At 62.7% G+C, this 25,914-nt stretch carries 9 protein-coding genes; 3 read left to right on the top strand and 6 right to left on the bottom strand.

Annotated features, from left to right (window positions below; genetic code table 11):
* On the top strand, nt 1-12,315 hold the full coding sequence (locus J2Y39_RS04485; RefSeq protein ID WP_310215362.1) for a non-ribosomal peptide synthase/polyketide synthase: 12,315 nt from the start codon (nt 1-3) through the stop codon (nt 12,313-12,315).
* Between the two features lie 69 nt (nt 12,316-12,384).
* Nucleotides 12,385-13,347 (top strand): alpha/beta hydrolase, encoded by a 963-nt coding sequence (locus J2Y39_RS04490; protein WP_310215365.1) that lies wholly within the window; start codon nt 12,385-12,387, stop codon nt 13,345-13,347.
* A gap of 877 nt (nt 13,348-14,224) precedes the next feature.
* Here J2Y39_RS04490 and J2Y39_RS04495 read toward each other — a convergent pair.
* The 5 genes from J2Y39_RS04495 to pvdM form a co-directional block, all read right to left on the bottom strand.
* Entirely contained in the window at nt 14,225-16,708 is a 2,484-nt protein-coding gene (locus J2Y39_RS04495; protein WP_310215368.1) for a TonB-dependent siderophore receptor, read from the bottom strand.
* 115 nt (nt 16,709-16,823) lie between these two features.
* A complete protein-coding gene (locus J2Y39_RS04500; protein ID WP_310215371.1) occupies nt 16,824-18,473 on the bottom strand; it encodes a cyclic peptide export ABC transporter in 1,650 nt (549 codons plus the stop codon).
* A 109-nt stretch (nt 18,474-18,582) separates the two neighbouring features.
* Nucleotides 18,583-19,470, bottom strand: a complete 888-nt coding sequence (locus J2Y39_RS04505) for a formylglycine-generating enzyme family protein (protein ID WP_024012359.1) — start codon at nt 19,468-19,470, stop codon at nt 18,583-18,585.
* Nucleotides 19,471-19,506: 36 nt separating this feature from the next.
* On the bottom strand, nt 19,507-20,793 hold the full coding sequence (locus tag J2Y39_RS04510) for an aminotransferase class V-fold PLP-dependent enzyme (RefSeq protein WP_310215375.1): 1,287 nt from the start codon (nt 20,791-20,793) through the stop codon (nt 19,507-19,509).
* Nucleotides 20,790-22,154, bottom strand: a complete 1,365-nt coding sequence (pvdM, locus tag J2Y39_RS04515; RefSeq protein WP_160769553.1) for a pyoverdine-tailoring dipeptidase-like protein PvdM — start codon at nt 22,152-22,154, stop codon at nt 20,790-20,792. Before pvdM ends, J2Y39_RS04510 begins: the two co-directional genes overlap by 4 nt.
* A gap of 207 nt (nt 22,155-22,361) precedes the next feature.
* On the opposite strand from pvdM, the gene J2Y39_RS04520 reads away from it, so the two are divergent.
* Nucleotides 22,362-23,987, top strand: a complete 1,626-nt coding sequence (locus J2Y39_RS04520; protein ID WP_310215378.1) for a PvdJ/PvdD/PvdP-like protein — start codon at nt 22,362-22,364, stop codon at nt 23,985-23,987.
* 527 nt (nt 23,988-24,514) lie between these two features.
* Here J2Y39_RS04520 and J2Y39_RS04525 read toward each other — a convergent pair.
* Nucleotides 24,515-25,909: an efflux transporter outer membrane subunit gene (locus tag J2Y39_RS04525; protein WP_252885684.1), complete on the bottom strand. Its 1,395-nt coding sequence runs from the start codon at nt 25,907-25,909 to the stop codon at nt 24,515-24,517.
* Between the last annotated feature and the right edge of the window lie 5 nt (nt 25,910-25,914).

Consider the following 25,914-nt stretch of genomic DNA (forward strand, 5'->3'; position numbering starts at 1 on the left):
GTGCAAGAGTTAATCGAGTCGGTAGGACAACTTTCGGCTAAGCAAAGAAAGGCTCTGGCGGTTCTGCTCAAGCAGAAAGGCGTCAACCTCTTTGACATTGCCCCGGTTTTCAAGCGCACGGCTGAAGAGCCGTTGCTGCTGTCCTACGCTCAGCAGCGCCAGTGGTTCCTCTGGCAGTGGGCACCGCACAGCGCGGCCTACAACATTCCGACGGCCCTGCGCTTGCAGGGGCCGCTGGATGTGCCGGCACTGGAACGCAGCATCGCGGAGTTGATCGAGCGCCACGAAACCTTGCGCACGGTGTTCTCTCAAGACAGCGCGCAACCCTTGCAAGTGGTCCTGCCCGCAGGACCTTTTACCCTCGATATTCACAACCTGAGCACTGATCTGGCGCATGACCCGGAGCACTCGATCGAGGCTTTCGTCCAGACCCAGAGCCAAAAGACTTTCGACCTGCAGCACGGCCCGTTGCTGCGTGCTGCGCTGCTGCAGGTCAACCCCGCTGAGCATGTGCTGGTGCTGACCCTGCATCACATCGTTTCCGATGGCTGGTCGCTGCAAGTGATGATCGAGGAACTGGTGCAGCTCTATGCCGGTTTCAACCTCGGTCACGACGCCGGTCTGCCGGCGCTGCCGATTCAATACGCCGATTACGCCTTGTGGCAGCGCCAGTGGATGGAGGCCGGTGAGCAGGAGCGACAACTGGCCTACTGGCAGGCCAAGCTCGGCGGCGAACAACCGGTACTGGAACTGCCGCTGGATCGCCCGCGCGCGGTGGAGCAGAGCTTCGCCGGCGCCAGCCACAACCTGATTCTCGATCCGGCGCTGAGCCATGCCCTCAAGGCCTTTGCCCGGCAGGAAAACGTCACCCTGTTCGTGTTGCTGCTGGCTTCGTTTCAGGCCTTGCTGCATCGCTACAGCGGGCAAAGCGACATCCGAGTCGGCGTGCCGGTGGCCAACCGTGGCCGAGTGGAAATCGAGCGCCTGATCGGCTTCTTCGTCAACACCCAGGTGCTCAAGGCGGACATCGACGCAGAGCTGCCGTTTGTCGAACTGCTGCGTCAGGTCAAACAGACGGCGCAGGAGGCGCAGGCGCATCAGGACTTGCCGTTTGAGCAACTGGTCGAAGCGCTGGAGCCGGGCCGCAGCCTCAGCCACAGTCCGCTGTTCCAGGTGATGTTCAACCACCAGGCCGAGCGCCGTGCGAGCGTTGCGACGCGCCTTAACGGCCTGAACATCGAACCGCTGGAATGGCAGAGCCAGACCGCGCAATTCGACCTGACCCTCAACACTACCGAACAGGCGCACGGCATCGAAGCGGTGCTCAAGTACGCCACTGACCTGTTCGACGCAGCGACCATCGAGCGCCTGGCGCAACACTGGACCGCGCTGTTGCAGGCGATCGTCGCCGAGCCGACCCGGTGCATCGGCCAATTGCCGATGCTCGACGCCGGCCAGCAGCAACAGCTGTTGGCGCAATGGAATCCGTCGCTGATTGAACAACCGCTGACGCCGTGCATCCAGCAAGCCATTGAGGCCCAGGCCGAGCGGCATGCCGACGCGGTGGCCGTGACCTTCGCAGGACAACGCCTGACCTACGCTGAACTCAATCGCCGCGCCAACCAGTGGGCGCATACGCTGCTCGAGCAGGGCGTCGGCCCGGACGTGCGCGTCGGTGTGGCGGTGGAGCGTTCGCTGGACATGATCGTCGCCATTCTCGCGGTGCTGAAAGCGGGCGGCGCCTATGTGCCGCTGGACCCGAGCTACCCGGATGACCGCTTGAGCTACATGATCGACGACAGCGGTATTCAATTGCTGTTGACCCAGGGCCATTTGCTCGGGCAATTGCCGCTGCCGCCGGGGCTGATCTGCCTCGATCTGAATCAGGCGCCGGAGCACGGCATCGCAAGCAACCCGCCATGCCTGACCACGCCGGACAATCTGGCCTACGTCATCTACACCTCCGGTTCCACCGGCAAACCCAAGGGCGCGTTGCTGCCGCACGGCAACGTGATGCGCCTGTTCAGCGCCACCGCGCACTGGTTCGATTTCGGCGCGCAGGACAGCTGGACGCTGTTCCATTCCTACGCGTTTGACTTTTCGGTGTGGGAGATTTTTGGCGCGCTGCTGTACGGCGGCAAACTGGTGGTGGTGCCCCACGACGTCAGCCGTTCGCCAGAGGATTTCTACACGCTGCTGTGCGATGAAAATGTCACGGTGTTGAACCAGACGCCGTCGGCATTCAAGCCGTTGATGCAGGTTGCCTGTGAATCTGCGCGCAGCAATGCCCTGCGTTACGTGGTGTTCGGCGGCGAGGCGCTGGAAGTACAGAATCTGCGTCCGTGGCTCGAGCGTTTTGGCGATCACGCGCCGACGCTGATCAACATGTACGGCATCACTGAAACCACCGTGCACGTGACCTACCGGCCATTGTCGCTGGCCGATCTGCAGAGCAATCACAGCAGCCCGATCGGCGCGCCGATTGTCGACCTGTCGTGGTACTTGCTCGACAGCTCGCTGAACCTGGTGCCGCAAGGCTGCATCGGTGAGTTGTACATCGCTGGCGCCGGTCTCGCCCGTGGTTATCTGAATCAGGCCGGAATGAGCGCCACCCGCTTCGTGCCCGACCCGTTCAACCGCAAGGCCGGCCAGCGTCTGTACCGTACCGGCGACCTCGCACGGCTGCGCGGCGATGGGGTGATCGAGTACATCGGTCGTATCGACCACCAAGTGAAGATCCGTGGTTTCCGCATCGAGCTCGGCGAAATCGAAGCGCAACTGCTCAAGCATCCACAGGTGCGCGAAGCGGTGGTGCTGGCGGTGGACGGCCTCAGCGGTCAGCAACTGGCAACCTGGGTCGTGCCCGTCGAGGCAGTGAACGCGGACGAGCAGGGCGCCCTGCGCGATTCGATCAAGGCGCACCTGCGCGAAACCCTGCCCGATTACATGGTTCCGGTCAGTTGGGCGTTCCTCGACCGACTGCCGCTGACCGCCAACGGCAAGCTCGACCGCAAGCAGCTGCCGCAGCCGGACGTTGCGCAGGTGCAAGAGGCCTACTCCGCGCCGCGCAGCGAACTGGAACAGCGTCTGGCGGAGATCTGGCAGGACGTGCTCAAGGTCGAGCGGGTCGGGCTTCACGATAATTTCTTCGAGCTGGGCGGCGATTCGATCATTTCGATTCAAGTGGTCAGCCGCGCGCGGCAGGCTGGCATTCGCTTTACGCCCAAGGACATTTTTCAGCACCAGACCGTGCAGCGTCTGGCCACCGTCGCGCAACAAAGCGACGCCGTGCAGACGGAGCAGGGCGAGGTGCTTGGCGACGCACCACTGACGCCGATCCAGCAGTATTTTTTCCACAGCGACATCCCGGCGCGGCATCACTGGAACCAGTCGATCCTGCTGACCCCGGCGAAAACCCTGCAAGCCACTGCGCTGCAACAGGCCCTGGCGCAGGTGCAAAAACAGCATGACGCCTTGCGTCTGCGTTATCGCCAAACCGAGCAGGGCTGGCAGCAAAGCCACGGCGCGGCGGATCAGCCACAAGACTTGTTGCGCAGCTTTACGCTGGACGACAGCGCGGCACTGCCAGCGCTGTGCCTGGACCTGCAACGCAGCCTCGACCTGCACAACGGCCCGCTGATCCGCGCGGCGCTGGTCGATATGCCGGACGCCAGTCAGCGTCTGTTGCTGGTGATTCATCACCTGGTGGTCGATGGCGTGTCGTGGCGAATCCTGCTCGAAGACCTGCAAAGCGCCTATCAGCAGATCAGCAGCGGACAGAGCGTGCATCTGCCGGCCAAGACCAGCGCGTTCAAGGACTGGGGCTTGCGCCTGCAAGAACATGCGAGCAGCGCGGCGCTGGGCAGCGAACTGAGCTACTGGCGCGAGCAGTTGCGCGATGTTCCGCTCGGTTTGCCGCTGGATAATCCGCAGGGCCAATTGAACAACCGCTTCGAACGCAGCGTCGACACGCGGCTGGACGCCGAACGTACCCGCCAATTGCTGCAACAGGCTCCGGCGGTCTACCGCACCCAGGTCAACGACCTGCTGCTGACCGCACTGGCGCGGGTGCTGTGCGAGTGGACCGCTAGCGACAGCACGTTGGTGCAGCTCGAAGGCCATGGCCGCGAAGACCTCTTCGATGACATCGACCTGAGCCGCACCGTGGGCTGGTTCACCAGCATGTTCCCGGTGCGCCTGACACCAAACGCCAGTCTGCAAACCTCGATCAAAGGCATCAAGGAGCAACTGCGCGCGATCCCCAACAAGGGCATCGGCTTCGGCTTGCTGCGTTATCTCGGTACCGCCGAAGCACAAGCGGCGCTGCGTGAACTGGCGCAACCGCAGGTGACGTTCAACTACCTCGGCCAGTTCGATAACAACTTCGACGAAGACGCCTTGTGGCGGCCGGCCACCGAAGACAAGGGCGCCGGTCAGGACGCAAACGCGCCGATGGCCAATTGGCTGACCATCGATGGTCGGGTTTATCAGGGCCAGTTGAGCCTGACCTGGACCTACAGCAGCGACGTTTTCGAAGAGGCGACCATTGTCGGTTTGGCCCGTGCCTACGAAGTGGCGCTGAGCGAATTGATCGACCACTGCCTCAGTCATTCCGGGGGGCTGACTCCGTCCGACGTGCCGCTGGCCGGTTTGTCCCAGGCGCATCTGGACAGCCTGCCGATCGCCGCCCAGCGCATCGAGGACATCTATCCGCTGGCGCCGATGCAGCAGGGCATTCTGTTCCACAGCCTGTACGACGCCGACGCCAGCGCCTACGTCTATCAGATGCTGCTGGACATCGACGGCCTCGACGTCGCGCGGTTTCAGCAAGCCTGGCAGCGGGTGGTCGATCGCCACGAAGTGCTGCGCGCCGGTTTCATCTGGGGGCGCGATGGCCTCGATGCGCCGTTGCAGGTGATCAACCGCCAACTGACCCTGGAAATGCCGGAAATCGATGTGCGCGATGCCGCCGATCTGCCGGCGGTGCTTGAAGCACGGGCGCAGGCCGACCGCGAACGTGGCTTCGATCTGCAGAATCCGCCGCTGTTGCGTCTGTGCCTGCTGCGCACTGCCGACGACCGCCATCGACTGATTTTCACCTGCCACCACATCCTCATGGATGGCTGGAGCAACTCGCGGATGTTCGGCGAGGTGCTGCAGGATTACGCCGGCCAGCCGGTGCCGAGCGCGCAGGGTCGCTATCGGGATTTTCTGGTGTGGCTACAGGGCCAGGACAAGGCGGCCGCGCAGGAATTCTGGCGCGGGCAACTGGCCGAACTCGACGAGCCGACCCGACTGGCCTCCGCCTGCCACGGACGCACCGTGCCGGGGCCGGGCAAACAGATGCATCGTCTGCATTTCGATGAAGCGTTGACCCAGCGTCTGAACAGCTTCTCCCGTCAGCAACAGGTGACCCTCAACAGCCTGGTGCAGGCGGCATGGCTGCTGGTGTTGCAGCGCTATACCGGCCAGGCCACCGTTGCGTTTGGCGCCACGGTATCCGGGCGTCCGGTGGATTTGCCGGGCATCGAAGAACAGCTGGGGCTGTTCATCAACACTCTGCCGGTGATCGCCAGCCCGCAGGCCACCCTCAGTGTGGGCGACTGGGTGCGCAGCGTGCAGGACAAGAACCTGCTGTTGCGCGACTACGAACAGACGCCGTTGCAGGACATTCAGCGTCTGGCCGCATTGAGTGGCGAAGCGTTGTTCGACACTTTGCTGGTGTTCGAGAACTACCCGGTGTCCGAAGCGCTGGAGGCCAATCCGGGCGGGCTGCGCTTTTCCGGTCTGGAGCATCGTGAACAGACCAACTACGGCCTGACCCTGATCGCTGGTGCCAGCGAAGTGCTCAACCTCGATTTCAACTACCTCACCGAGCACTTCGCCGAGCGCAGCGTGCTTGGTCTGGCGGCGCATTTGCGTGAAGTGCTCGAGCAATTTATCGCAGCGCCGCAGCGTGCACTCGGCGAGATCGGTCTGCTGCCGCTGGCCGAGCGTCAGACGCTGGCGCAGTGGAACGACAATCACGCGGCTTATCCGGCCGAGCGGTTGATCTCGCAGAGCTTTGAAGCAAGGGTCGCAGCACATCCGCAGGCACTGGCGTTGAGTCATGCCGGCGTGGCCTTCAGCTATGGCGAACTGAACCTGCGGGCGAATCAGCTGGCCCGGCATTTGGTGACGCTGGGTGTCACCGCCGAAGTGCGCGTCGGCGTGGCGCTGCCGCGTTCGGCGGAACTGGTGATCGCCCTGATGGCGGTGCTCAAGGCCGGCGGCACCTACGTGCCGTTGGACCCGGACTACCCGGCCGACCGCGTGGCCTACATGCTCGATGACAGCCAGGCGAAAGTCCTGCTGACCCAGCAAGCGTTGCTGGCGCAACTGCCGTCCAGCGAAGCCCACGTGGTGCTGGTCGAGGCCGGCGGTGAGGCGTTCGCCGCGCAGGCGCGGGACAACCTGCCGGCGCGCGCCGACTCGGCCAATCTGGCCTACGTGATCTACACCTCCGGTTCCACCGGCAAACCGAAAGGCGTGGCCATCGCCCATCGCAACGTGCAGGCGCTGATTCACTGGTCCGCCGAGGTCTACAGCGAGGACGATCTGCAAGGCGTGCTGGCCTCGACGTCGGTGTGCTTCGACCTGTCGGTGTGGGAGATTTTCGTCACCCTGGCGCGCGGCGGATCCATGGTCATGGCACGCAATGCCCTGGAGCTGGCGGACTTGCCCGAGCGTGATCAGGTGCGCCTGATCAACACCGTGCCGTCGGCAATTGCCGCGTTGCAACGCATCGGCCAGATCCCGGCGGGCGTGCGCATCATCAATCTGGCCGGCGAGCCGCTCAAACAGGCGCTGGTTGACACCTTGTACCGCGAGACTTCGGTCGCCCACGTTTACGATCTGTACGGGCCTTCCGAAGACACCACGTATTCGACCTGGACCCGCCGCGAACTCGGCGGCCAGGCCAATATCGGCCGGCCACTGCGCAACACCACCGCGTACCTGCTCGACGGGCAATTGCAGGCAGCACCGCTCGGCATCGCAGCGGAGCTGTATCTGGCCGGTGAGGGCATCACCCGTGGCTATCTGTTGCGCCCGGGCCTGACCGCCGAACGTTTCGTGCCCAACCCGTTGGCGAGCAACGGCGAGCGTATGTACCGCACAGGCGACCTGACGCGCTGGCTGGATGACGGCCGTATCGAATACGTCGGCCGCATCGACCATCAGGTCAAGGTGCGCGGCTTCCGTATCGAACTGGGGGAAATCGAAGCGCGTCTGCTGGCCCAGGCCAGCGTGCGCGAAGGCGTGGTGCTGGCGGTGGACGGCGTTGGCGGCCAGCAACTGGTCGCTTATGTGGTACCGGCCGAGGCTGATCAAAGCCCCGCGCAACTGGACGCGCTGAGCACTGCGCTGCAAACCGCGCTCAAGGCGCATCTGCCGGACTACATGGTGCCGGCGCAGTGGCTGTTCCTCGAACAGTTGCCGCTGACACCCAACGGCAAACTTGATCGCAAGGCCTTGCCGACGCCGGATGCCAGCCAGGCACAACGCGATTACGTCGCGCCATCGACGCCGCTGGAGCAGCAACTGGCCGAGGTCTGGCAGGACATTCTGAAGATCGAGCAGGTCGGCGTGACCGACAATTTCTTCGCCCTCGGCGGTGATTCGATCATCTCGATTCAACTGGTCAGCCGTGCGCGTCAGCAGGGCATTTGCTTCACGCCCAAGGACCTGTTCCAGCAGCAGACGGTGCAGAAACTGGCCGCAGTGGTTTCGCTTGAAGACGCACAATCAGCCAGCGCCGCCGACTATCCGTTGGCGCAACTGGATCAGGCGCAGCTCGATGCCTTGCCGGTGCCGGCGGAGCTGATTGAAGACGTCTATCCGCTGTCGCCGATGCAGGAAGGCATGCTCTTCCACACGCTGTCGGATAACGGCAGCAGCCTCTATGTGCAACAGGTCAGCCTGCCGATCAAGGGCCTCGACGTTGAGCGTTTCCGCCAGGCCTGGGAATTCATCATTGTGCGGCAGGCGATCCTGCGCACCAGTTTCCATTGGCAGGATGGGCTGGCCAAGCCGTTGCAGGTCGTCCATCGCCAAGCGCCGTTGCAGATGCAGGTGCTCGATTGGCGTGGGCAGGACTGCAGCGAGGCGGCGATTGCCGAATTTGCCAGTGCCGACCGCGCGCTGGGCTTCGACTTGTCCGAGGCGCGTTTGCAGCGGGTGACCCTGCTGCAGCTGGGCGACGAGCAGTACCAGATGATCTGGACCAGCCACCACATTCTGATGGACGGCTGGAGCAGTTCGCGGTTGTTCGGCGAGGTCTTGCAGTTCTATTCCACGGGCCAGGTGACTGGCGAGAACGGCCGCTATCGCGACTTTATTGCCTGGTTGCAGGCGCAGGATCAGGATGCCCAAGAGCTGTTCTGGAAGGCGCGTCTGGCGGTGGTCAACGAACCGACCGCGCTGAGTCAGGCGATGCACCCGCGCCACAGTGCCGACGTTACCGGTCACGATGCGCTCTATTCAAATTGGGACAAAGCGCAAACCGCGCGCCTGCTGGAGTTCTGCCGCGACCTGCGCATCACCCCCAACACGCTGATTCAGGGCGCGTGGCTGCTGCTGTTGCAACGCTACACCGGCCAGCAAACGGTGACCTTCGGCGCCACCGTATCCGGGCGTCCGGAAAGTCTGCCGAACGTCGGCAACATGCTCGGCCTGTTCATTAACACCTTGCCGATCATTCAGACCCCGCAGGCTGATCAGCGCCTGGCCGACTGGCTGGGCGAAGTGCAGGCCTACAACCTCGACATTCGCGATTACTCCCAGGCGCCGCTGGCCGATGTGCAGCGCTGGTCGAACCTCGGTGGTCAGGCGCTGTTCGACAGCATCGTGGTGTTCGAGAACTTCCCGATCGACGAGCGCTTGCAGGAAGAAACCGACACCGAGCTGACCTTTGGCAAATCCATCGGCCATGGCGTGACCAACGTGCCGATGGACCTTGCGGTGATGCTCGGCGACGAGTTGTCGATCGAGTACCTGTACTTGCGCAGCCACTTCAGCGCCGAGGCGGTGCAAGGCATTCGCCTGACCCTGGAAAACACCCTCGCGGCGATGATGGCCGCGCCTTATGAGCGGCTGGGCAACTTGCAGCGTCTGTCCGCTGAACAATGGCAAGCGGCGCAGGCCTGGAGCGCCGAGCCGGCGCACCGCCATGAACCGCGCCTGTTGCCGGAGCTGATCAGCCGTCATGCGCAACAGCAACCGGATGCGATCGCAGTGCAATGCGCCGGCGAGAGCCTGAGCTACGCAGAGCTGGAGCGGCAGGCTAATCGACTCGCGCAGTGCCTGATCGCCCATGGCGCCGGGCCGGAAGTGGTGATCGGCGTGGCGTTGCCGCGCTCGCTGGAAATGCTGGTGAGTTTCCTCGCCGTGCTCAAGAGTGGTGCGGCGTACGTGCCGCTGGACATCGATTACCCGCCGGAGCGTCTGGCCTACATGATCGAAGATTCGCGCATGGCCCTGCTGCTGACGCAAACCAGCCTGCGCGCGACGTTACCGGTGCCGCATGGCGTGTTGCGCCTGGAAATCGATCAGCTCGATCGCAGTCTTTACAGCGATGCCGCACCGGTCTGCGATGTTCACGAGCAGAGCCTGGCCTATCTGGTTTACACCTCCGGCTCCACCGGACGGCCGAAAGGCGTGGCCGTCACCCAGGGACCGCTGAGCATGCACTGCCAGGCGATCGCCGAGTTGTACGAAATGGACGCGAGCAGTTGCGAGCTGCACTTCATGTCGTTCGCTTTCGACGGTGCCCATGAACGCTGGGTGAGTACGCTGTACAGCGGCGGTCGTCTGGTGATCCGCGACGGTTGTTTGTGGACGCCGGAGCAGACCTATCAGGCCCTGCACGATTACGGCGTGACCATTGCCTGCTTCCCGCCGGCCTATCTCAAACAACTCGCCGAGTACGCGGCTGCCAGCGGCATTGCGCCGCCGCCAGTGCGCATCTACTGCTTCGGTGGCGATGCGGTGCCGGAGCAGACCTTCGAACAGGTGAAAGCGGCGTTGCGTCCGCAATACTTCACCAACGGCTACGGCCCGACCGAAACCGTGGTCACGCCGATGCTCTGGAAAGTCGCCATCAGCCAGCAGTGCGAAGCGGCATACGCGCCGATCGGTCGCGCGGTCGGTGCGCGTTCGTTGTACGTGCTCGACGACGATCTGAATCCGCTGCCGCCGGGCTTTGCCGGTGAGTTGTACATCGGCGGTTACGGCGTCGCCCGTGGTTACTACGGACGCCCCGACCTGACCGGCGAGCGCTTCGTGCCCAACCCGTTTGCCCCGGGCGAGCGCCTGTACCGCAGCGGCGATCTGGTGCGTCGTCGCCCGGACGGCGTGGTCGATTACGTCGGGCGCATCGACCATCAGGTCAAGGTGCGCGGCTTCCGCATCGAGCTGGGCGAAGTCGAGGCCAGCCTGCGTCAGTTGCCGGCGGTCAGCGATGCGCTGGTGATTGCCCGCGACAATGCCTCCGGCAAGCAACTGATCGGCTACGTGGTCACCGCCAGCGGTGAAGACATCGGCGATGAACTCAAGGCCGGGCTGCGCGCTTCGCTGCCGGAATACATGGTGCCGGCGCAGATCGTCTGCCTCAGCGCGTTCCCGGTCACGCCCAACGGCAAACTCGATCGCAAGGCCTTGCCGGAGCCGGAGTTCAAAAGCGACGAATATGTTGCCCCGCGCACCGAGCAGGAACGCCTGCTGGCGGAAATCTGGGCGCAGGTGTTGCAGGTCGAGCAGGTCGGTATCAGCGATAACTTCTTTGAACTGGGCGGCGATTCGATCCTCAGCCTGCAAGTGATCTCGCGGGTGAGAAACCACCCGACCCTGCAGATGGAGCTGAAGCTGCGTGATCTGATGCGCTATCAAACCATCGCCGGCATCGTAGAGCAGCAAGTGGCGAAGGAGGGCGCCGGGCAAGCGTTGCCGGACCTGACTCAGGTCGCTGCAGAGGGTGCGTTCAATTTGCTGCCGATCCAGCAATGGTTCTTCGCCGAAGGCATGGCCGAGGCGCATCACTACAACCAGTCGTTGCTGCTCAGCGCACGTCAGCCGCTGGATCTCGATGCCCTGGAACAGGCGCTGGGCTTGATCGAACAGCATCACGATTCGTTGCGTCTGCGTTTTTCCAACGACGGCGGGCGCTGGTTGCAGCGCTATAGCAGCAGCGCGTCCGACGAGGCTGTGCTGTGGCGCCGTGAAGCGCAAAGCAGCGAAGAGGTCGAAGCCTTGGCCAACCTCGCGCAGCGCAGCCTCAAACTCAATGACGGGCCGGTCTGGCGGGTCATGCATGTGGCCTTGCCGGATGGTCAGGCGCGGTTGCTGGTGGTGATTCATCACCTGGTGGTCGACACCGTGTCGTGGCGGATTCTGCTCGACGATCTGAAAGTCGCTTATGAGGCGTGCGTGCAGGGGCTGGCGCCGCAGCTGCCGATTCGCACCAGCAGTTATCGTTCGTTTGCCGAGGCATTGCAGGCGCAGGCGCCGGTGATTGCCGAGCAGGAATTGAGCTATTGGCTGGAGCAACTGGATCAGCCCGGCGTTGATCTGCCGTGCGACAACCCGCGCGGCAAGAACCTCGTGCGGCAACAGGCGCAGGCGCGGCTCAAGCTGTCCCGCGAGCACACCGAACAACTGCTCAAACAGGCCCCGGCGGTGTACGGCACGCAGATCAACGACTTGCTGTTGTCAGCGCTCAGTCGCGCCCTGTGCCGCTGGAGCCAGCAACCGTCGGCGTTGATTTTGCTTGAAGGGCACGGGCGCGAAGACCTCTTCGAATCGATCGACCTGAGCCGCAGCCTCGGCTGGTTCACCAGCATGTTCCCGGTGCGTTTGCGCCCGGACAGCGATGACATCGGCCAGTCGATCATCGATGTGCAGGCGCAACTGGCGGGCGTACCGCAGAAAGGCATCGGCTATGGCGTGCTGCGTCATCTGGCCGGGCCGGAAATCTCGGCGCAACTGGCTGCATTGCCGCAGGCACGGGTGACGTTCAACTACCTCGGGCAGTTCGACCAGAGCTTCGATGAACAGGCGTTGCTGGTGCCGGCACTGGAAGAAACCGGCGACAACTACAGCCTCAAGGCCAACCTGGGCAACTGGCTGGAAATCGTCGGCCAGGTCTATGACGGGCAACTGGCCTTGCGCTGCATCTACAGCAGCCAGCGTTACCGCGCCGGCACCATGGATGCGCTGATGAGCGATTACCAGCGTGAACTTGAAGCGTTGATCGAACATTGCATGGCGCGTGTGGGTTGATCGCCCGGTCTTTTGCGCGGGCGCTGCCCAGGCGCGCCCGTCCTATTGCGGATACAAGGATTTTTAACGATGTCGTTACACCCTGATCTGGAAGCTTTCCTCGACCTCGCTCAAGACAGCCAGGACGCCGGCCTGCCGGCCATGCACCAACTGACCCCGAGCGAGGCCCGCGCCACCTTCGAGCAGACCACCGCGCAACTGCGCTGGCCGGCGCCGCAGGATCTTGAAGTCACCGAGATCGAAACACATGCCCGTGACGGTGCGGCGCTGGCGTTACGTTTGTATCGGCCCAGCGGTGTTGAATCGCCGCTGCCGGTGCTGGTGTATTTCCACGGTGGCGGATTTGTCGTTGGCAGTCTGGATTCCCACGACGGCGTCTGCCGCGAGTTTTGTCAGCGCACGCCGTGTGCGGTGCTTTCGGTCGGTTATCGACTGGCGCCGGAGCATCGCTTTCCGACAGCGCTGGAGGATGGCGAGGACGCTTTGGCCTGGCTGGCCGAAGAGGCTGTGAGCCTCGGCCTGGATGGTTCGCGCGTTGCGTTTGGTGGCGACAGCGCGGGCGCCACGTTGGCGACGGTGCTGGCGATTCAGGCAGTGCGGCGGCCGCACACGGTGGCTATCGCGCCCAAGGCGCAGTTGTTGTGTTATCCGGTGACCGATGCTTCGCGGGTGCATGATTCGCGGCTGTTGTTTGGCGAGGGGTATTTGCTCGAGAACGACACGCTGGAGTGGTTTTATCAGCACTATGCGCGAGGGCCGGAGGATTATCTGGATTGGCGTTTTTCGCCGTTGCTGGCGGAGGATTTGCGTGGGGTGGCGCCGGCCATTGTGCTGCTCGCCGGGTTTGATCCATTGCTGGATGAGGGGCAGGCTTATGTCGACAGGCTGCGTGGGCAGGGGGTTGAGGTCGAGGTCGAGGTTTGTGCCGGGTTGACTCATGATTTGTTGCGGTTGGGGGTGGTGGTGCCTGGGGTTCTGGAGGTTTATTCGAGGGTTGGTGGGGCGCTTGCGCGGGCTCTTGAGATTGGGTGAATATCCGTTGCTTCGGTAGCGGCTGCTGGCGGTTTCGCCTGACGGCGACTTACTTTTTTACAAGCGCCTAAAAAAGTAAGCAAAAAACGCTAGCTCCTGCGTTCGGCCCTCGCAGGCTCGGGTTCCTTCGCTCCGGGATCGATCCGGGCGCAGCGGCTCCGGTTTGCTTCGCTGCACCTACACTCGCTGTGTTTGGCTGCGCCAAACGGTCGCTGCGCTCCCACCCCCGGATCAATCCCTCCACTCAGCCTTCCGACGTCGCCGGTGGATCAAAAGCAAGATCAAAAGCACTCGAGCTAACGCTCATTGTTGAGTGGTGAAAAGCGTGTGGTCTGCTTTGGATCTGTGTTGGATTCGCCCCTCACCCCAGCCCTCTCCCGAGGGAGAGGGAGCCGATTTGCGGGCTTTCCAGAATCTGCATTCGACTCGATATCGCAAGTCGGCGTATTTCGCCTGAACACCTCGGTCAGTCCCCTCTCCCTCCGGGAGAGGGCTAGGGTGAGGGGCTTTTGCTCTGGCTCTTGATCTTTTGCCCCTTCGGCAGGCTTCGTTACGGGATCGATCCGGGGGTGGGAGCGCAGCGACCGTACGACGCAGTCGTACACAGCGAGTGTAGGTGCAGCGAAGCCAACCGGAGCCGCTGCGCCCGGATCGGTCCCGTAACGAAGGTACCCCGAGCTCCAGCGAGCGGGCCGTACGCCGGGGCAAAGCCTTTTGGGTTACCTTTTCGGCGTTTGGAAAAGGTGACTCGCTGTAAGAGCGAAACCGCCAGCGGCAGCACCCGCAGCAACGGATATGCCCCCCAATCCCCAATCCCAAAAACCAAAAAGCCCCGCATCTCACAATGCGGGGCTCTCTCACAGCTCAAATCAAAAAATCAGAAATCAGCCTTCACCGACATCACAAAATTGCGTGGATCCCCGTAGAAGTTACCGAACCCCTCGGTACCAATAGTCGCGTAATAACGTTTGTCGAACAGGTTATTGCCGTTCAACGCCACCGACCAGGTGTCATCAATCCGATAACCAATGCGACCGTTCCAGACCGCATAACCCGCGCCATCGACATTGTCCCCGCCCAGAGGCGAAACCCGGTAGGTGCCCGTCTGCGCATTGACCCCCGCACCAATCGTCACACGGTCCAGCGGCCCGCTCAGGGCGTAATCACCCCAGACGCGCAACAGGTGACGCGGCACGTAGGAGTTGTAGACCGCGCCATCCTGAGTGGCATCGGCATCTTCCAGCACCTTGGTCTGGGTGTAGGTATAACCGGCCAACAGTTGCAGGCGGTCGATCACTTCACCGCTGACTTCAGCTTCAAAGCCCTGGGCGCGGACCTTGCCGGAGTTGATCTGGCACGAACTGTCTTCGCACCGCAGGTCATCCTGGGCCGCATCTTTCTGGATGGTGCGGAACAGGTTGAACGTGGTGTTCAGACGACCGTCGTACCACTCACCCTTGATCCCCAGCTCGTAGCTCTGGCCAATCAGCGGCTTGAGCGTGCTGCCGTCGATGGTTTTGTACGAGCCTTGCGGGGTGAAGATGTCGGTGTAGCTGGCGTAGGCGGTCAGGTTGTCGTTGAGGTCGTAGAGCAGGCCGGCGAAGGGCGTGACCTGGCCGGTTTCGGTGGACTGGGTGTTGACCTCGGTGCCTTCGCCACGGAAGTACTGCACCGAGTCAGTGTCGGATTTGTACCAGCTGACCCGGCTGCCGAGTACCAGGGTCATCGGGTCGGCGAGTTTCAGGCGGGCGATCGAGTAGGCGCCGTATTGCTTGATGTGCATGTCCACCGGGCCGCCACGGGAGGCGTTGGCCAGGTAGTAGCTTTCATCCGGCTGCGGGATGTTGTGGTTCGGGTTGAACACGTTCTGGCGCTGTGGCAATGCCGCCACCGCGTAGAAGTCGTCCTTGTGCGAACGGCTGGCGTTGGCGCCGACGATCAGTTCGTGCTGCTGGCCGAAGGCGTCGAATTTGCCGTCGACGTAAGCATCGAAACCGTAGTCGCGCTGATCGTAATCATAGGTACTGCCGAGCATCAGCGTGTTGGTGGCGGTCGCGCCCAAGGGCACTGTGCCGCTCGGGAAGGAATATTCCATTTCCTGAGTGTTGCGCGAGTACACGCCGGCGACTTTTAGCGACCAGTCATCGTTGAACTGGTGTTTGACGTCGGCGAAGTAGGTGGCGCGTTTGCTGCGCTGGTTGTTCCACGAGGTGTTCAGGCAGGTGGAGCGTTTCAGGTGCAGGTCGGAGCCGTCGGCGTAGCGCGGCAGGCCGCCCCAGCACGGGGTGGCGTCGACGTCTTCATAGGCCATGCCCAGACCGAGGGTGGTGTCGGGGCTGAGATCGAAGTCCAGGGCGCCGTAGTAGATCTGGTCGCGGCGTTCAGCCACATCGTAGAAATACTGACGGGTCTGCTGGGTCACCACGGCGCGGCCACGGACAGTGCCGGCGTCGTTCAGCGGGCCGCCGGTGTCGACCTGGCCGCGATAGTTGTCCCAGGTCCCGGCCGACAGCGACAGCTGCGTATGCGGGGTGTCCTGGCCGCGCTTGCGCACGAAGTTGACGCCGCCGGCGGTGCCGCCCGCGCCCTTCATCATGCCGGCCGCGCCGCGGAGGATTTCCACGCGGTCATAGATGGCCATGTCGCTGTTGAAGCTGTCCGCCTGCACGTAGCTGCTGCCGATGTCCAGCGGTACGCCGTCGTACTGGTACTGGCCGGTCATGCGGAAACCGCGCGAGTAGAAATACTTGCCGCCCATTGGCGAGTCGTAGACGGTGATGCCCGGTGTCTTCTCCATCACCTGTTCAATGGTGTTGAGGTTCTGGTCGTCGAGCATCTTGCGGGTCATCACCGTGACCGACTGCGGCGTTTCCTTGAGCGAGTGCACGCCTTTGCCGATGGTCACGCCGCCGGTGGTGTAGGAGTTGCTGCCTTCGGTGGTGGCGCCGAGGCGGTTGGCGTTGACGTTGGTCGGCGCCAGTTCCATCGCGTTGCCGCTGGTGGCCGGGCCGAGCACGGTGACGGTGTTGCCGTCACGCTGATAGCGAATGCCGGTGCCGCTGAGCATCGCCTTCAGTGACTCGTCATCCTGGTAGCGGCCGTTGAGGGCGCTGGAGCGCAGGCCTTGCAGGCTTTCCGGGCTGTAGATGATTTGCAGGCTGGTCTGCTGACCGAGGGTTTGCAGGGCCTGGGCCAGCGGTTGGGCCGGGATATTCAGGGTCCATTCCTGGGCCTGGACATACGGCGCTGCCGCGAGGGTCAGTGCCAGACCCAGGCCGCTACCGGCCAGGCGTGTGCGGGTCGCGCCGTGCATCAGCAGGGCTCGAGTCAGAGGGCGAAGCATGAAACGGGATGCGGACATGAGGTTAAGACCTTGGCAGGTATAGTTGTTAATGGTTCTTATTCATCTCATTAAGACGAGGAAGCCGCGGCAAACCGGAAAAGTTTTTTCTCCGGCCCGGTCGCGGCTGCCTCGATCAAGCGGTTTGCAGTTCGCTTCTGACCTTGCCGGCCTCCATGCGCACCAGTTGATCGGCGACGTCGAAGTAACGGTCGTCGTGGGAAATCACGATGATGGTTTTGCCCAGACGCTTGAGGTCGGGCAGCAACTCGGTATAGAAAATCCGCCGGAAGGTCGGGTCCTGATCCGCCGCCCATTCATCGAACACCAGCACCGGGCGCTCTTCGAGCCAGGCATTGACCAGTGCCAGGCGTTTGCGCTGACCGGTGGACAGGTCAGTGGTGCTGAACGCGCCGTCGCGCACGCTGACCTTGTGCGCGATCTCCAGACGTTCCAGGTAGCGGGTGGCATCCTGCGGCACTTCACGATCGCCCTGAACCAGATCATCGAACAGGTAGTAGTCGGCGAAGATCGTCGTGAAGTTCTGCCGGTAATCATCGCGGTTGACGGCGGTGATCGGCTTGTCGTTAACGCGAATTTCGCCCTCGGTCGGCGCGTACAGGCCCAGGAGCAATTTGATCAGCGTGGTCTTGCCGCAGCCGTTCTCACCGACGATAAACACAATGTCGCCCTGTTCGATGCGCAGGTTCACCGGGCCGAGGCGGAACGGCTCGCTGCCTTCCACGGGAGGGAAGGCGTAGCGCACGTTGCGCAGTTCCAGGCTGTTGACGGCGGCTGGCTTGCTGCCCTGATCCTGCAGCAACAGGTGCGGCTCCGGTGAGGAGAACTGTTCGCTGAGTTCGGCAATGCGACGGAAGGCAATCTGCGCGCGGCTGATGATCGGCAGGGTGCTGATCAGGTGCTCCAGCGGCCCCTTCATGTACAGCAGCACCAGAACGAAACCGCTCATCACCGCTTTGTCGGCACTCGGCCACAGCGATTGCAGGGCCAGGGCCATGCCGATGACCACGAAGAACAGCATCGAGCCAAACGACTTGGCGATGACGAAGGTGTTGATCGATCTGATCTGGGTGTCGCAGATTTTCTCGGCGGTTTTCTGAATGCCGGCGACGAACATGCGCTGGCGGCGCGGGCGGTGAATGCGCAGTTCCTTGGCGCCTTCGGCAATTGCGTTGTAGTGCTTCTGCAGTTCGTCTTCGGAATCGCGGGCGGCGTAGAAACCGCGCATGCCTTTGGCCCGGGCGATGGCCTGGATGGTGGTGCCGATGGCGATGGCCACCAGCATCATCAGGAACATCGGCCACGACAGCATGGCCAGATAGCCGAGACAACCAAGGGTCACGGTCATGGAAATCGCCAGCGGCGCGAAGGCGAAGGCGAAGTCGCTGATGGTGTCGACGTCGTGGGTCAGCACCGGAATCAGGCGATGGCTGCGATAGCGTTCGATCTGGTCGATCGGCGCCGACAGGACTTTCTCCCCCAGCTCTTTGCGCAGTTTGGCGATGATGTGCTGGCCTACGTAGTTGGTGCCGATGTCCGACAGGATCGTGGTCAGCAGGGCCAGAGTACATAGGCCGGCGAAGATCATCACCACCGTGCGGGTCAGGCCGTCATCGGAATGCAGGGCGTTGTTGATGGTCGCCAGCAGCACGGTGACGCTCAGGCCGCCGAGCATGCCGAGCACGATGGACGCCGAGACGATCAGGCGGAAGGGCTTGAGCAGGGCGAACAATTCGTTGATCGCCCCACGCGTAGGCTTGGTCATGGAGGATTCCTGCTTCGATGCGGAGGGAGTGCCGGTACTTAAGGAAAACGAATGGTCGGGTAGTTTCTTTAACTGAGCGCAGGCGTGGCTGCGCTCGTCGAGGGCGGGATCAGAGGTCGCGTACTACGCGGAAGCCCAGCCAGTCGCCCTTGCTGGTCGGCCAGCTGCTGTTGCGGTTGCCCGAGCGCGAGAAGATCGGCGCCTCGCCCCAGTCATTGCCGCGCATGACCTGGCGTTCGCAGTTTTCCTGGGTCCATGGGCGACCGTCGGCGGGCACGCCGGAGTAGTCCGGGTGATAGCAATCGGCGGTCCATTCGTAGACGTTGCCGTGGGCGTCGAACACGCCAAACGCATTGGCCGGGAAGGTGCCGGCCGGCGAGGTGAAGTTGTAGCCGTCGGCTGCGCCATAGGTGTTGGCGTGTTTGGATATCTGGTAATCCTTGCCCTCATCGAACGGGAACGGGAAAGGCCCGGTGCTGCCGCCCCGGGCGGCGTATTCGCGGATCGATTCGCTTTGCAGGCGATAGGCGTGCCCGGTCTTTTTCGACAGCCAGTCGATGTAGCCCTGGGCTTCGGCGACGTTCATGCACACCGCCGGGTCGCGGGGCGTCTGTTTGAATTCCGGTTTGCCGGCGGTGCAACGACGGCCCGGACGATCATCGAAGTCGTAGGGTTTGTTGCCGGTCTCGCGCACGTAGGCGTCCCATTCGCCCACCAGCACCTGCGAGCGGCTGATAGCGAACGGTTTGCTGAACGTCACAGTGTGCAGCGGGCCTTCGTCGGGCTGCCGGCCGACTTCATCGTCCGGTGTGCCCATGGTGTAGCTGCCGGTCGGCAGCACGACCATTTCCGGGCAGTCCTTGCAATCCTTGAACACTTTGCCCGCAGCGGGTGCTGTCGCCGCCTGCGCGGTGCCGGGCATCAATGCGCCGCAGAGGGCGCTCAGCGCCAGTGCGGGCAGGGCTTTGGAGAGGAGTGACGCGTGAGGCTTTTTCATGGGTCGTCTCTTTGAAAGGAAAACGGCAGTCGAGGGTCAGGCACGCAGCTTGGTGCCGAGGATGTCCATGAAGCGATCCACTTCGGCTTCGTTGTTGAGCAAGCCCGGCGCGGTGCGAATCACCGGCCCGACGTCGCGGCTGACCGCGTCGCAGATCACCCGGTTCTGCATCAGCCAGGCCGCCACTTCATCGCTGTCCTGGCCCTTGATCCGGAAGAAAGTGAAGCCGGCGGAGAACTGCGAGTCGAGCGGGGTGACCAGTTCGATGTTGCGGTGCTCTTGCAGGCGTTGCTTGAGGTAACTGTTGAGCTGATGAATGCGCGTCTGCACCTCGGCCTTGCCCAGTTGCAGGTGCAACTTGAAGGCTTCGTCCAGCGCCCAGCGATGCTCGAAGGCGTGGTAGCCGCCCGGGGTCATGATGGTCGAGAAAGCCGTGGCCTCGGAGAAGGTCGGCACGCTGGGGCTGACGTATTTCAGTTCTTCGGTGCGGCTGCAGACGATGCCGGTGCCGCGCGGGCCGAACATCCACTTGTGCGTGCCGGCGATGAAAAAGTCGCAGTTCATCTGCGGGAAACTCAAGTCGTCGACGCCGAAACCGTGCACGCCATCGACCACGTAGATCAGCCGGTCCTGGTCGTCGCGCTGACGGTTGTGCTCGTCGACCAGCCGCGAGATGTCGCTGATCGGCAGCTTCACACCGCTGCCGGAATGCACCCAGGTCATGCCCAGCACGCGGGTCTCGGGGCGGATATTGCGATTGATCGTGTCGAGTACCTGATCCAGAGAAATGCTCTGCGGGGTTTCGAACAGCTTGAGTTTGCGCACGCGCGTGCCGTCACGACGGCTGCGGAAATCGAGAATGTTGCGCGTCGAATAATGTTCGTGAACCGTGGTGAGAATTTCCTGATCCGCGCGCACCTGCACGCTGCCGTAGATCATCGCCAGGCCTTCGGTGGTGCTGCCGGTCAGGGCGATCTGCGCCGGTTTGGCTTGCAGATACTGGCCGGCCCAGTGGCGCACGTTTTCTTCGCGTTTCTCGGTGACGCCCAGATCCCAATCCATCGCCAGACCCGGATTCAGATCCAGCGCCGCGCGATGGCGTTCGATCGCTTCGCGCACCGGTTTGGGGTGCGAGGTGACGAGGAAATTGGCGAAGTGAATCGCTTGGGGATCCTGATCGAACATTTGACGCAACTGCGCCCATTTGTCTCGCGACGCAGTGGGCACGGCAGCGGTGGCCGCCGGAGCACTCAGGCTGGCGCCAAGTGGCAGGGCGGCGGCGAGCAGGCCGGCCTGCTTGAGAAAAGTGCGGCGATCAGTCATGGCCGGGCCACCTCCTGGCGTGCCGCCAGCGCCGGTTTCGCAGCCTTTTGCACCTGATCCCAGACGCGCATGAAATTGCCGCCCCAGAGCTTGGCGATATCCGCTTCGGAGTAGCCGCGCTGTAGCAGTTCGGCGGTGACGTTGCGAATCTCGCCGACGTTTTCCCAGCCCTTGATACCGCCGCCATCGTTGAAATCCGAAGCAATGCCGACGTGGTCGATACCGATCTTGCGCACCGTGTAATCGATGGCGTCGCCGAAGTCCTTGAGGGTGGCTTTCGGTTCCTCTTCGAGGATCGCGTAGAGGCCGCTGGCGTACTGGCCGAGCTTCTGTTCCGACCAGGCGGTGATGATCGGATCGCCCGGCATCAGTGCCATGGCCAGATTGGGCAGTGGCGGCAGATCGAAGCGCGCACGTAGCGCATTGAGTTTGTCCTGCGTGCCCTGGGTCAGCGGTTTCAGGTATTGCGAGAAGGCGACGACTTGCACCACGCCGCCACTGTTCTTGATCAGTTGCAGTTCTTTGTCGCTGAGGTTGCGCGGGATATCCACCGCCGCCCGTGGCGCCGAGTGCGAGGCCACCAGCGGTGTGCGGCTCAGTTCGGCGACTTGCTCGAGGGCCTTGGTCGACATCTGCGAAACATCGATGATCACCCCCAGATCATTCAAGCGCTGCACCGCTTGTTTACCGATGTCCGACAGACCATCGAGGGCGTCGGGCGAATCATTGAAAAACGGCAGCGGCCGCGACGAGTCGGCCCAGCTGTTGTTGCCGATGTAACTGAAGCCGAACATGCGCATGCCGCGCCCGGCCCACAGGTCGAGCTTGCTCAGGTCATTGCCCAGCGGGTAGGCGTTGAGCATGCTGATGAAAATCGCAAACTTGCCTTCGCCATGCAGGCGGCGGAAATCATCCGGCGTGTAGGCGATGCCGGCCTGATTGGGAAAGTCGCGGACGATCCCGGAAATGATCTTGTAGCGCACCTCCTGCTGATTGCGCGCTTCTTCGACAAAACCCTCGGTCGGACGGTGCGGGGCATTCGGGCCGTTCCACATTTCCGGCCAGCCGAACACCGTCAGCGCGGCGCCGGACAGGCGTCCGCGATTGGCCTTGATGAGGTCGAACTGGCCCGAGCCATCCTTGTCGGCTTCGTGGTCGTGGCTGCCGAAACTCAGCGGCACGGTGATGTGGCTGTCGAACGACAGCAGGCGATCCTGCAACTCCGTCGCCTGTTTCATCACCTTCACCGGATAGCCGGGGTTGTTCCAGTAATCCCAGGCCAGAAATCCTGCGCCGGCACTGATCGCCAGGGCCAGCGGCAGGCCGATGAATAGAGCCTTTTTCCAACGCGGTTTTGTCATTGCCATCTCATTCAGGTTCGCCGTCGAGGTACAGGCGCAGGGGCCTTTGCTATCTGGGAAGAACGAGTGGCTGCACGGCTAATTTAGGTGTGCGTTACAAATGCCCGGCAGCGGCGCAGGGATGTTTTGCCGGCGGCGTAAATTTCCCCGCCGAGCAAACGTTCTAGCTTGGATAAAGCCTGCTTCATGGCTGACACAGGTAGGGCAATGACGATCTCTCGACGCTGGTTCATGGCGGGCATGGCACTCACGGGCGCCGCGCTGCCTGCCGCTTTTTATGCACATCGTGAACTGACTCGCGAGGAGTTTCCGATCACCCCGGGCGAGGCCACGGTCGATCTGGCGGACACCGCCGGGCAACAGCTGGCGGACAATTTGCGTGGGGTCTGGGACATTCGCTTTACCGGTGCGGCGGCGGGGCTTGATGGTCTGCCTGCGCAAGGTCTGGAACTGTTTCTCGACATCGCTCATCGTGGGCGCGGCCTGCGCGGTTATCTCGACACCGGAGCGAATCTGCGTGCCGAAGGGCCTGTGCGTTATCAAGTGGTTGGCGATCTGGCTCCGGGCAACGGCGCCGAGATGTATTGGCGCCTGCTGCGCACCGATGAGCCGCTGGCGCCACCGGTGTATGAATTAAAAGTCAAACTGGATGAGGTCTGGGCGGCGTTCGGTAATGCCGGCAGCGCCACGTTCACCGGGCAAGTGCTGCGTCTGAATCGGCCGTTGGCGTTGCCCGAGCTGGACAACCAGTTCATCGCTATCAAGCGGCGTTTTCCCGAAGCCCGTGAACGCACCGGTCTGAATCCGAAACTGTTGGCCTGGCTGGTGGCGCCCGAGCATCGGTTGTTCCACCAGCTTTGGCACGCCACCCGCGACAAGTGGCACAAGCTCTCGGAGAAAAAGCGCGAAGCGCTGCGCGGCATCGGCTGGCAGCCCGGGCCGCGTGACAAGGAGCGCGACGCCCGTGGGCCAAGCAAGGATCGCAATGGCTCGGGCGTGGATTTTTTCTTTATGCATCGGCACATGCTAGGCATCGCCCGCTCGATGCAGGATTTGCCTTCCTGGCCGGCGTTCCCGCAGCCGCAGCCTGAGCTGGAGCGGGACCGACAGGGCTTCGCCCGCTATTTCGACAATCATGACGGCAATTCGCTGCCGCCGACCTGGCTGGCCGAGGGCGATGACGAGTACACCAAGTGGGTCAGCGACATCAAAGCGGCGGAGACTTTCCAGAGCAATTTCCTGGTCTGGGAATCGCAGTACCGTGACCCGCGTTATTTGTCGAAATTGACCCTTGGCCAGTTCGGTTCGGAAGTCGAACTGGGCCTGCACGACTGGCTGCACATGCGCTGGGCTTCGGTGGCGCGTGACCCATCCAACGACATTCCAGTGCCGATGGCGCGCGATCAGGCGGACTTCGCTGCGCGCTGGTATGCGCCGGAAAACGACTTTCTCGGTGATCCGTTTTCCTCCCATGTGAATCCGGTGTTCTGGCGTTTCCACGGCTGGATTGATGACCGCCTGGAAGACTGGTTCCGCGCCCATGAACGTTTTCACCCGGGCGAAGTGAGCCGTCTGGAAGTCAACGGCGTGCCGTGGTTTGCGCCGGGACGCTGGGTGGAAGTCGCCGACCCCTGGCTCGGCCCCGACACCCACGGCTGCAGCACCGTGCCCGGGCTGCAAGTCGGACGCTCAGTGGAGATGGACCCGGAGACCATGAAGCTGGCGCTGCGTATCACTTTTGGCGACGAAGACAACATGACCGAGCTGTTCCGCAAAGTGCCACAGCGCCCTTGGTATGCGCGACACCTGAAGGTCAAGGGCCGACAGCTTTAGATTGGTTCAACACATACTCTGAATTGGTCGCAATCTTTTGTAGGAGCGAGCCTGCTCGCGATGGCGTTGTGTCAATCAGCTGCTATGCCGGATGACCCACCGCCTTCGCGAGCAGGCTCACTCCTACAGGGGGTATTTATGGTGGCGTACATATCCATCGCTGCGGTAACGACTACCTAAGGTTTCGCCCTTACGGCGACTCACTTTTTTTACAAACGCCTAAAAAAAGTAAGCAAAAAAACGCTTGCTCCTGCGTTCGGCCCTCGCAGGCTCGGGTTCCTTCGCTGCGGGATCGATCCGCTCAGCCTTCCGACGTCGCCGGTAGATCAAGATCAAAAGCACTCGAGCTAACGCTCATTGTTGAGTGGGGCGGCTTCGCCGCGGGCAGCTGCGCTGCTTTGCTTTTCTGTGGGAGCGAGCCTGCTCGCGATAGCGATCTCAAAGATACGAATGAACAGCAGATTTACCCTGATCCCTGTGGGAGCTGGCTTGCCAGCGAAGGCGTCAGTTCAGTCGACGCATCGTCCTCAGATCACTTCCCAACCACCCCCCAACGCTTTGTACAAGGCAATGCTCGCCTGCAAGCGCGACAGGCGCAGTTGGACGTTCAGGTCTTGCGCCGCATACAGCGTGCGCTGAGTTTGCAGGACGGTGAGCAGGTCTTCGGCGCCGGCCTGGTAGCGGCTCTGGGCGATGTCGAAAGCGGTCTGTGCCTGGTTCAGTTCTTCGCTTTGCCATTGCCGCTGTTCGTCGAGGCCGCGAATGCTGCTGAGGGCTTTTTCGACGTCGGCGAAACCGTTGATGATTGCCCCGCGATAGGTCTCCAGCAGTTCATCCTGGCGGGCCTTGGCCTTGTCGCGTTCGGCGCTGAGGCGGCCGTTGTTGAAGATCGGCGCGGTCAGCCCCGACGACAGGTTGTAGAACGTCGTGCGCAGCAGGTCGGCGGCAAGGTCGGCGCCGCTGCCGAGGCTGGCGGTCAGGGTGATTTTCGGCAGCATCGCGGCGCGGGCGACGGTGACATCAGCCTGGGCTGCGGCGAGCTTGGCCTCGGCGCTGGCAATGTCCGGACGCCGACTGAGCAAGTCGCTCGGCACGCCACTGGCGATGTCCGGCCAGTGCAATTGGGCGAAGGATTGCTCGGGCAACGGTAACGCTTGCACCGGTTGGCCGAGCAGGGCGGCGAGGCTGATCAGTGCTTCGCGGGCCTGTTGTTGCACCAGCGGCAGGCGACGCTGTTGTTCGGCCACCAGGCTTTTCTGCTGGGCCAGTTCCAGCGCGGTGGCGCTGCCGGCGTCGAAACGGGTCTGCACCAGATGCAGCACGTTCTGTGCATTGGCCAGATTGAGTTCGGCGATGCGCGCCTGCTCACGCAGGGCCAGGGCCTGGGTGTAACTGTTGGCGACGCCGCTGAGCAAGGTCAGCTCGACGGTGGCGCGGTCGAACTCGCTGGCCTGCACACCGAACAAGGCACTGTCGCGCGCGGCACGCTTGCCGCCCCAGAAATCGATTTCGTAACTGGCGCTGAGCTCGGCGTCGTAATAATCCAGCGAGCGATTCTCGGGACTGACATCCAACTGGCTGTAGCCCTTGCCGTGGATCAGTTTCTGCCGGTTGGCGTTCAGCCCGGCCTTGAGTTCGGGCAGCAGCGGGGCGCCGGCAATGGTTGCGCTGGCCTCGGCCTGTCTGACCCGTGCCACGGCGGCGGCGAGGTCGTAGCTGCCCAGCCGCGCCTGTTCGACCAGTCGCGCCAGCTCGGGGCTGCCGAATTGCGTCCACCATTGTCGATTGCTCTGCAGCGCGCCGTGGCTGTCGGCGGACTGCCACGCGCTCGGTGGTTGCACGCCGCTGTCCAGGCGCGGCGCCGGGCTGCTGCAGGCTGCCAGCAACAGGCTGGCGGCGAGGAACGTCAGTCGCACTTTCATAGGTC

Origin of the sequence: Pseudomonas sp. 2957, from assembly GCF_031456345.1 — a bacterium.
Classification (GTDB): domain Bacteria; phylum Pseudomonadota; class Gammaproteobacteria; order Pseudomonadales; family Pseudomonadaceae; genus Aquipseudomonas; species Aquipseudomonas siliginis.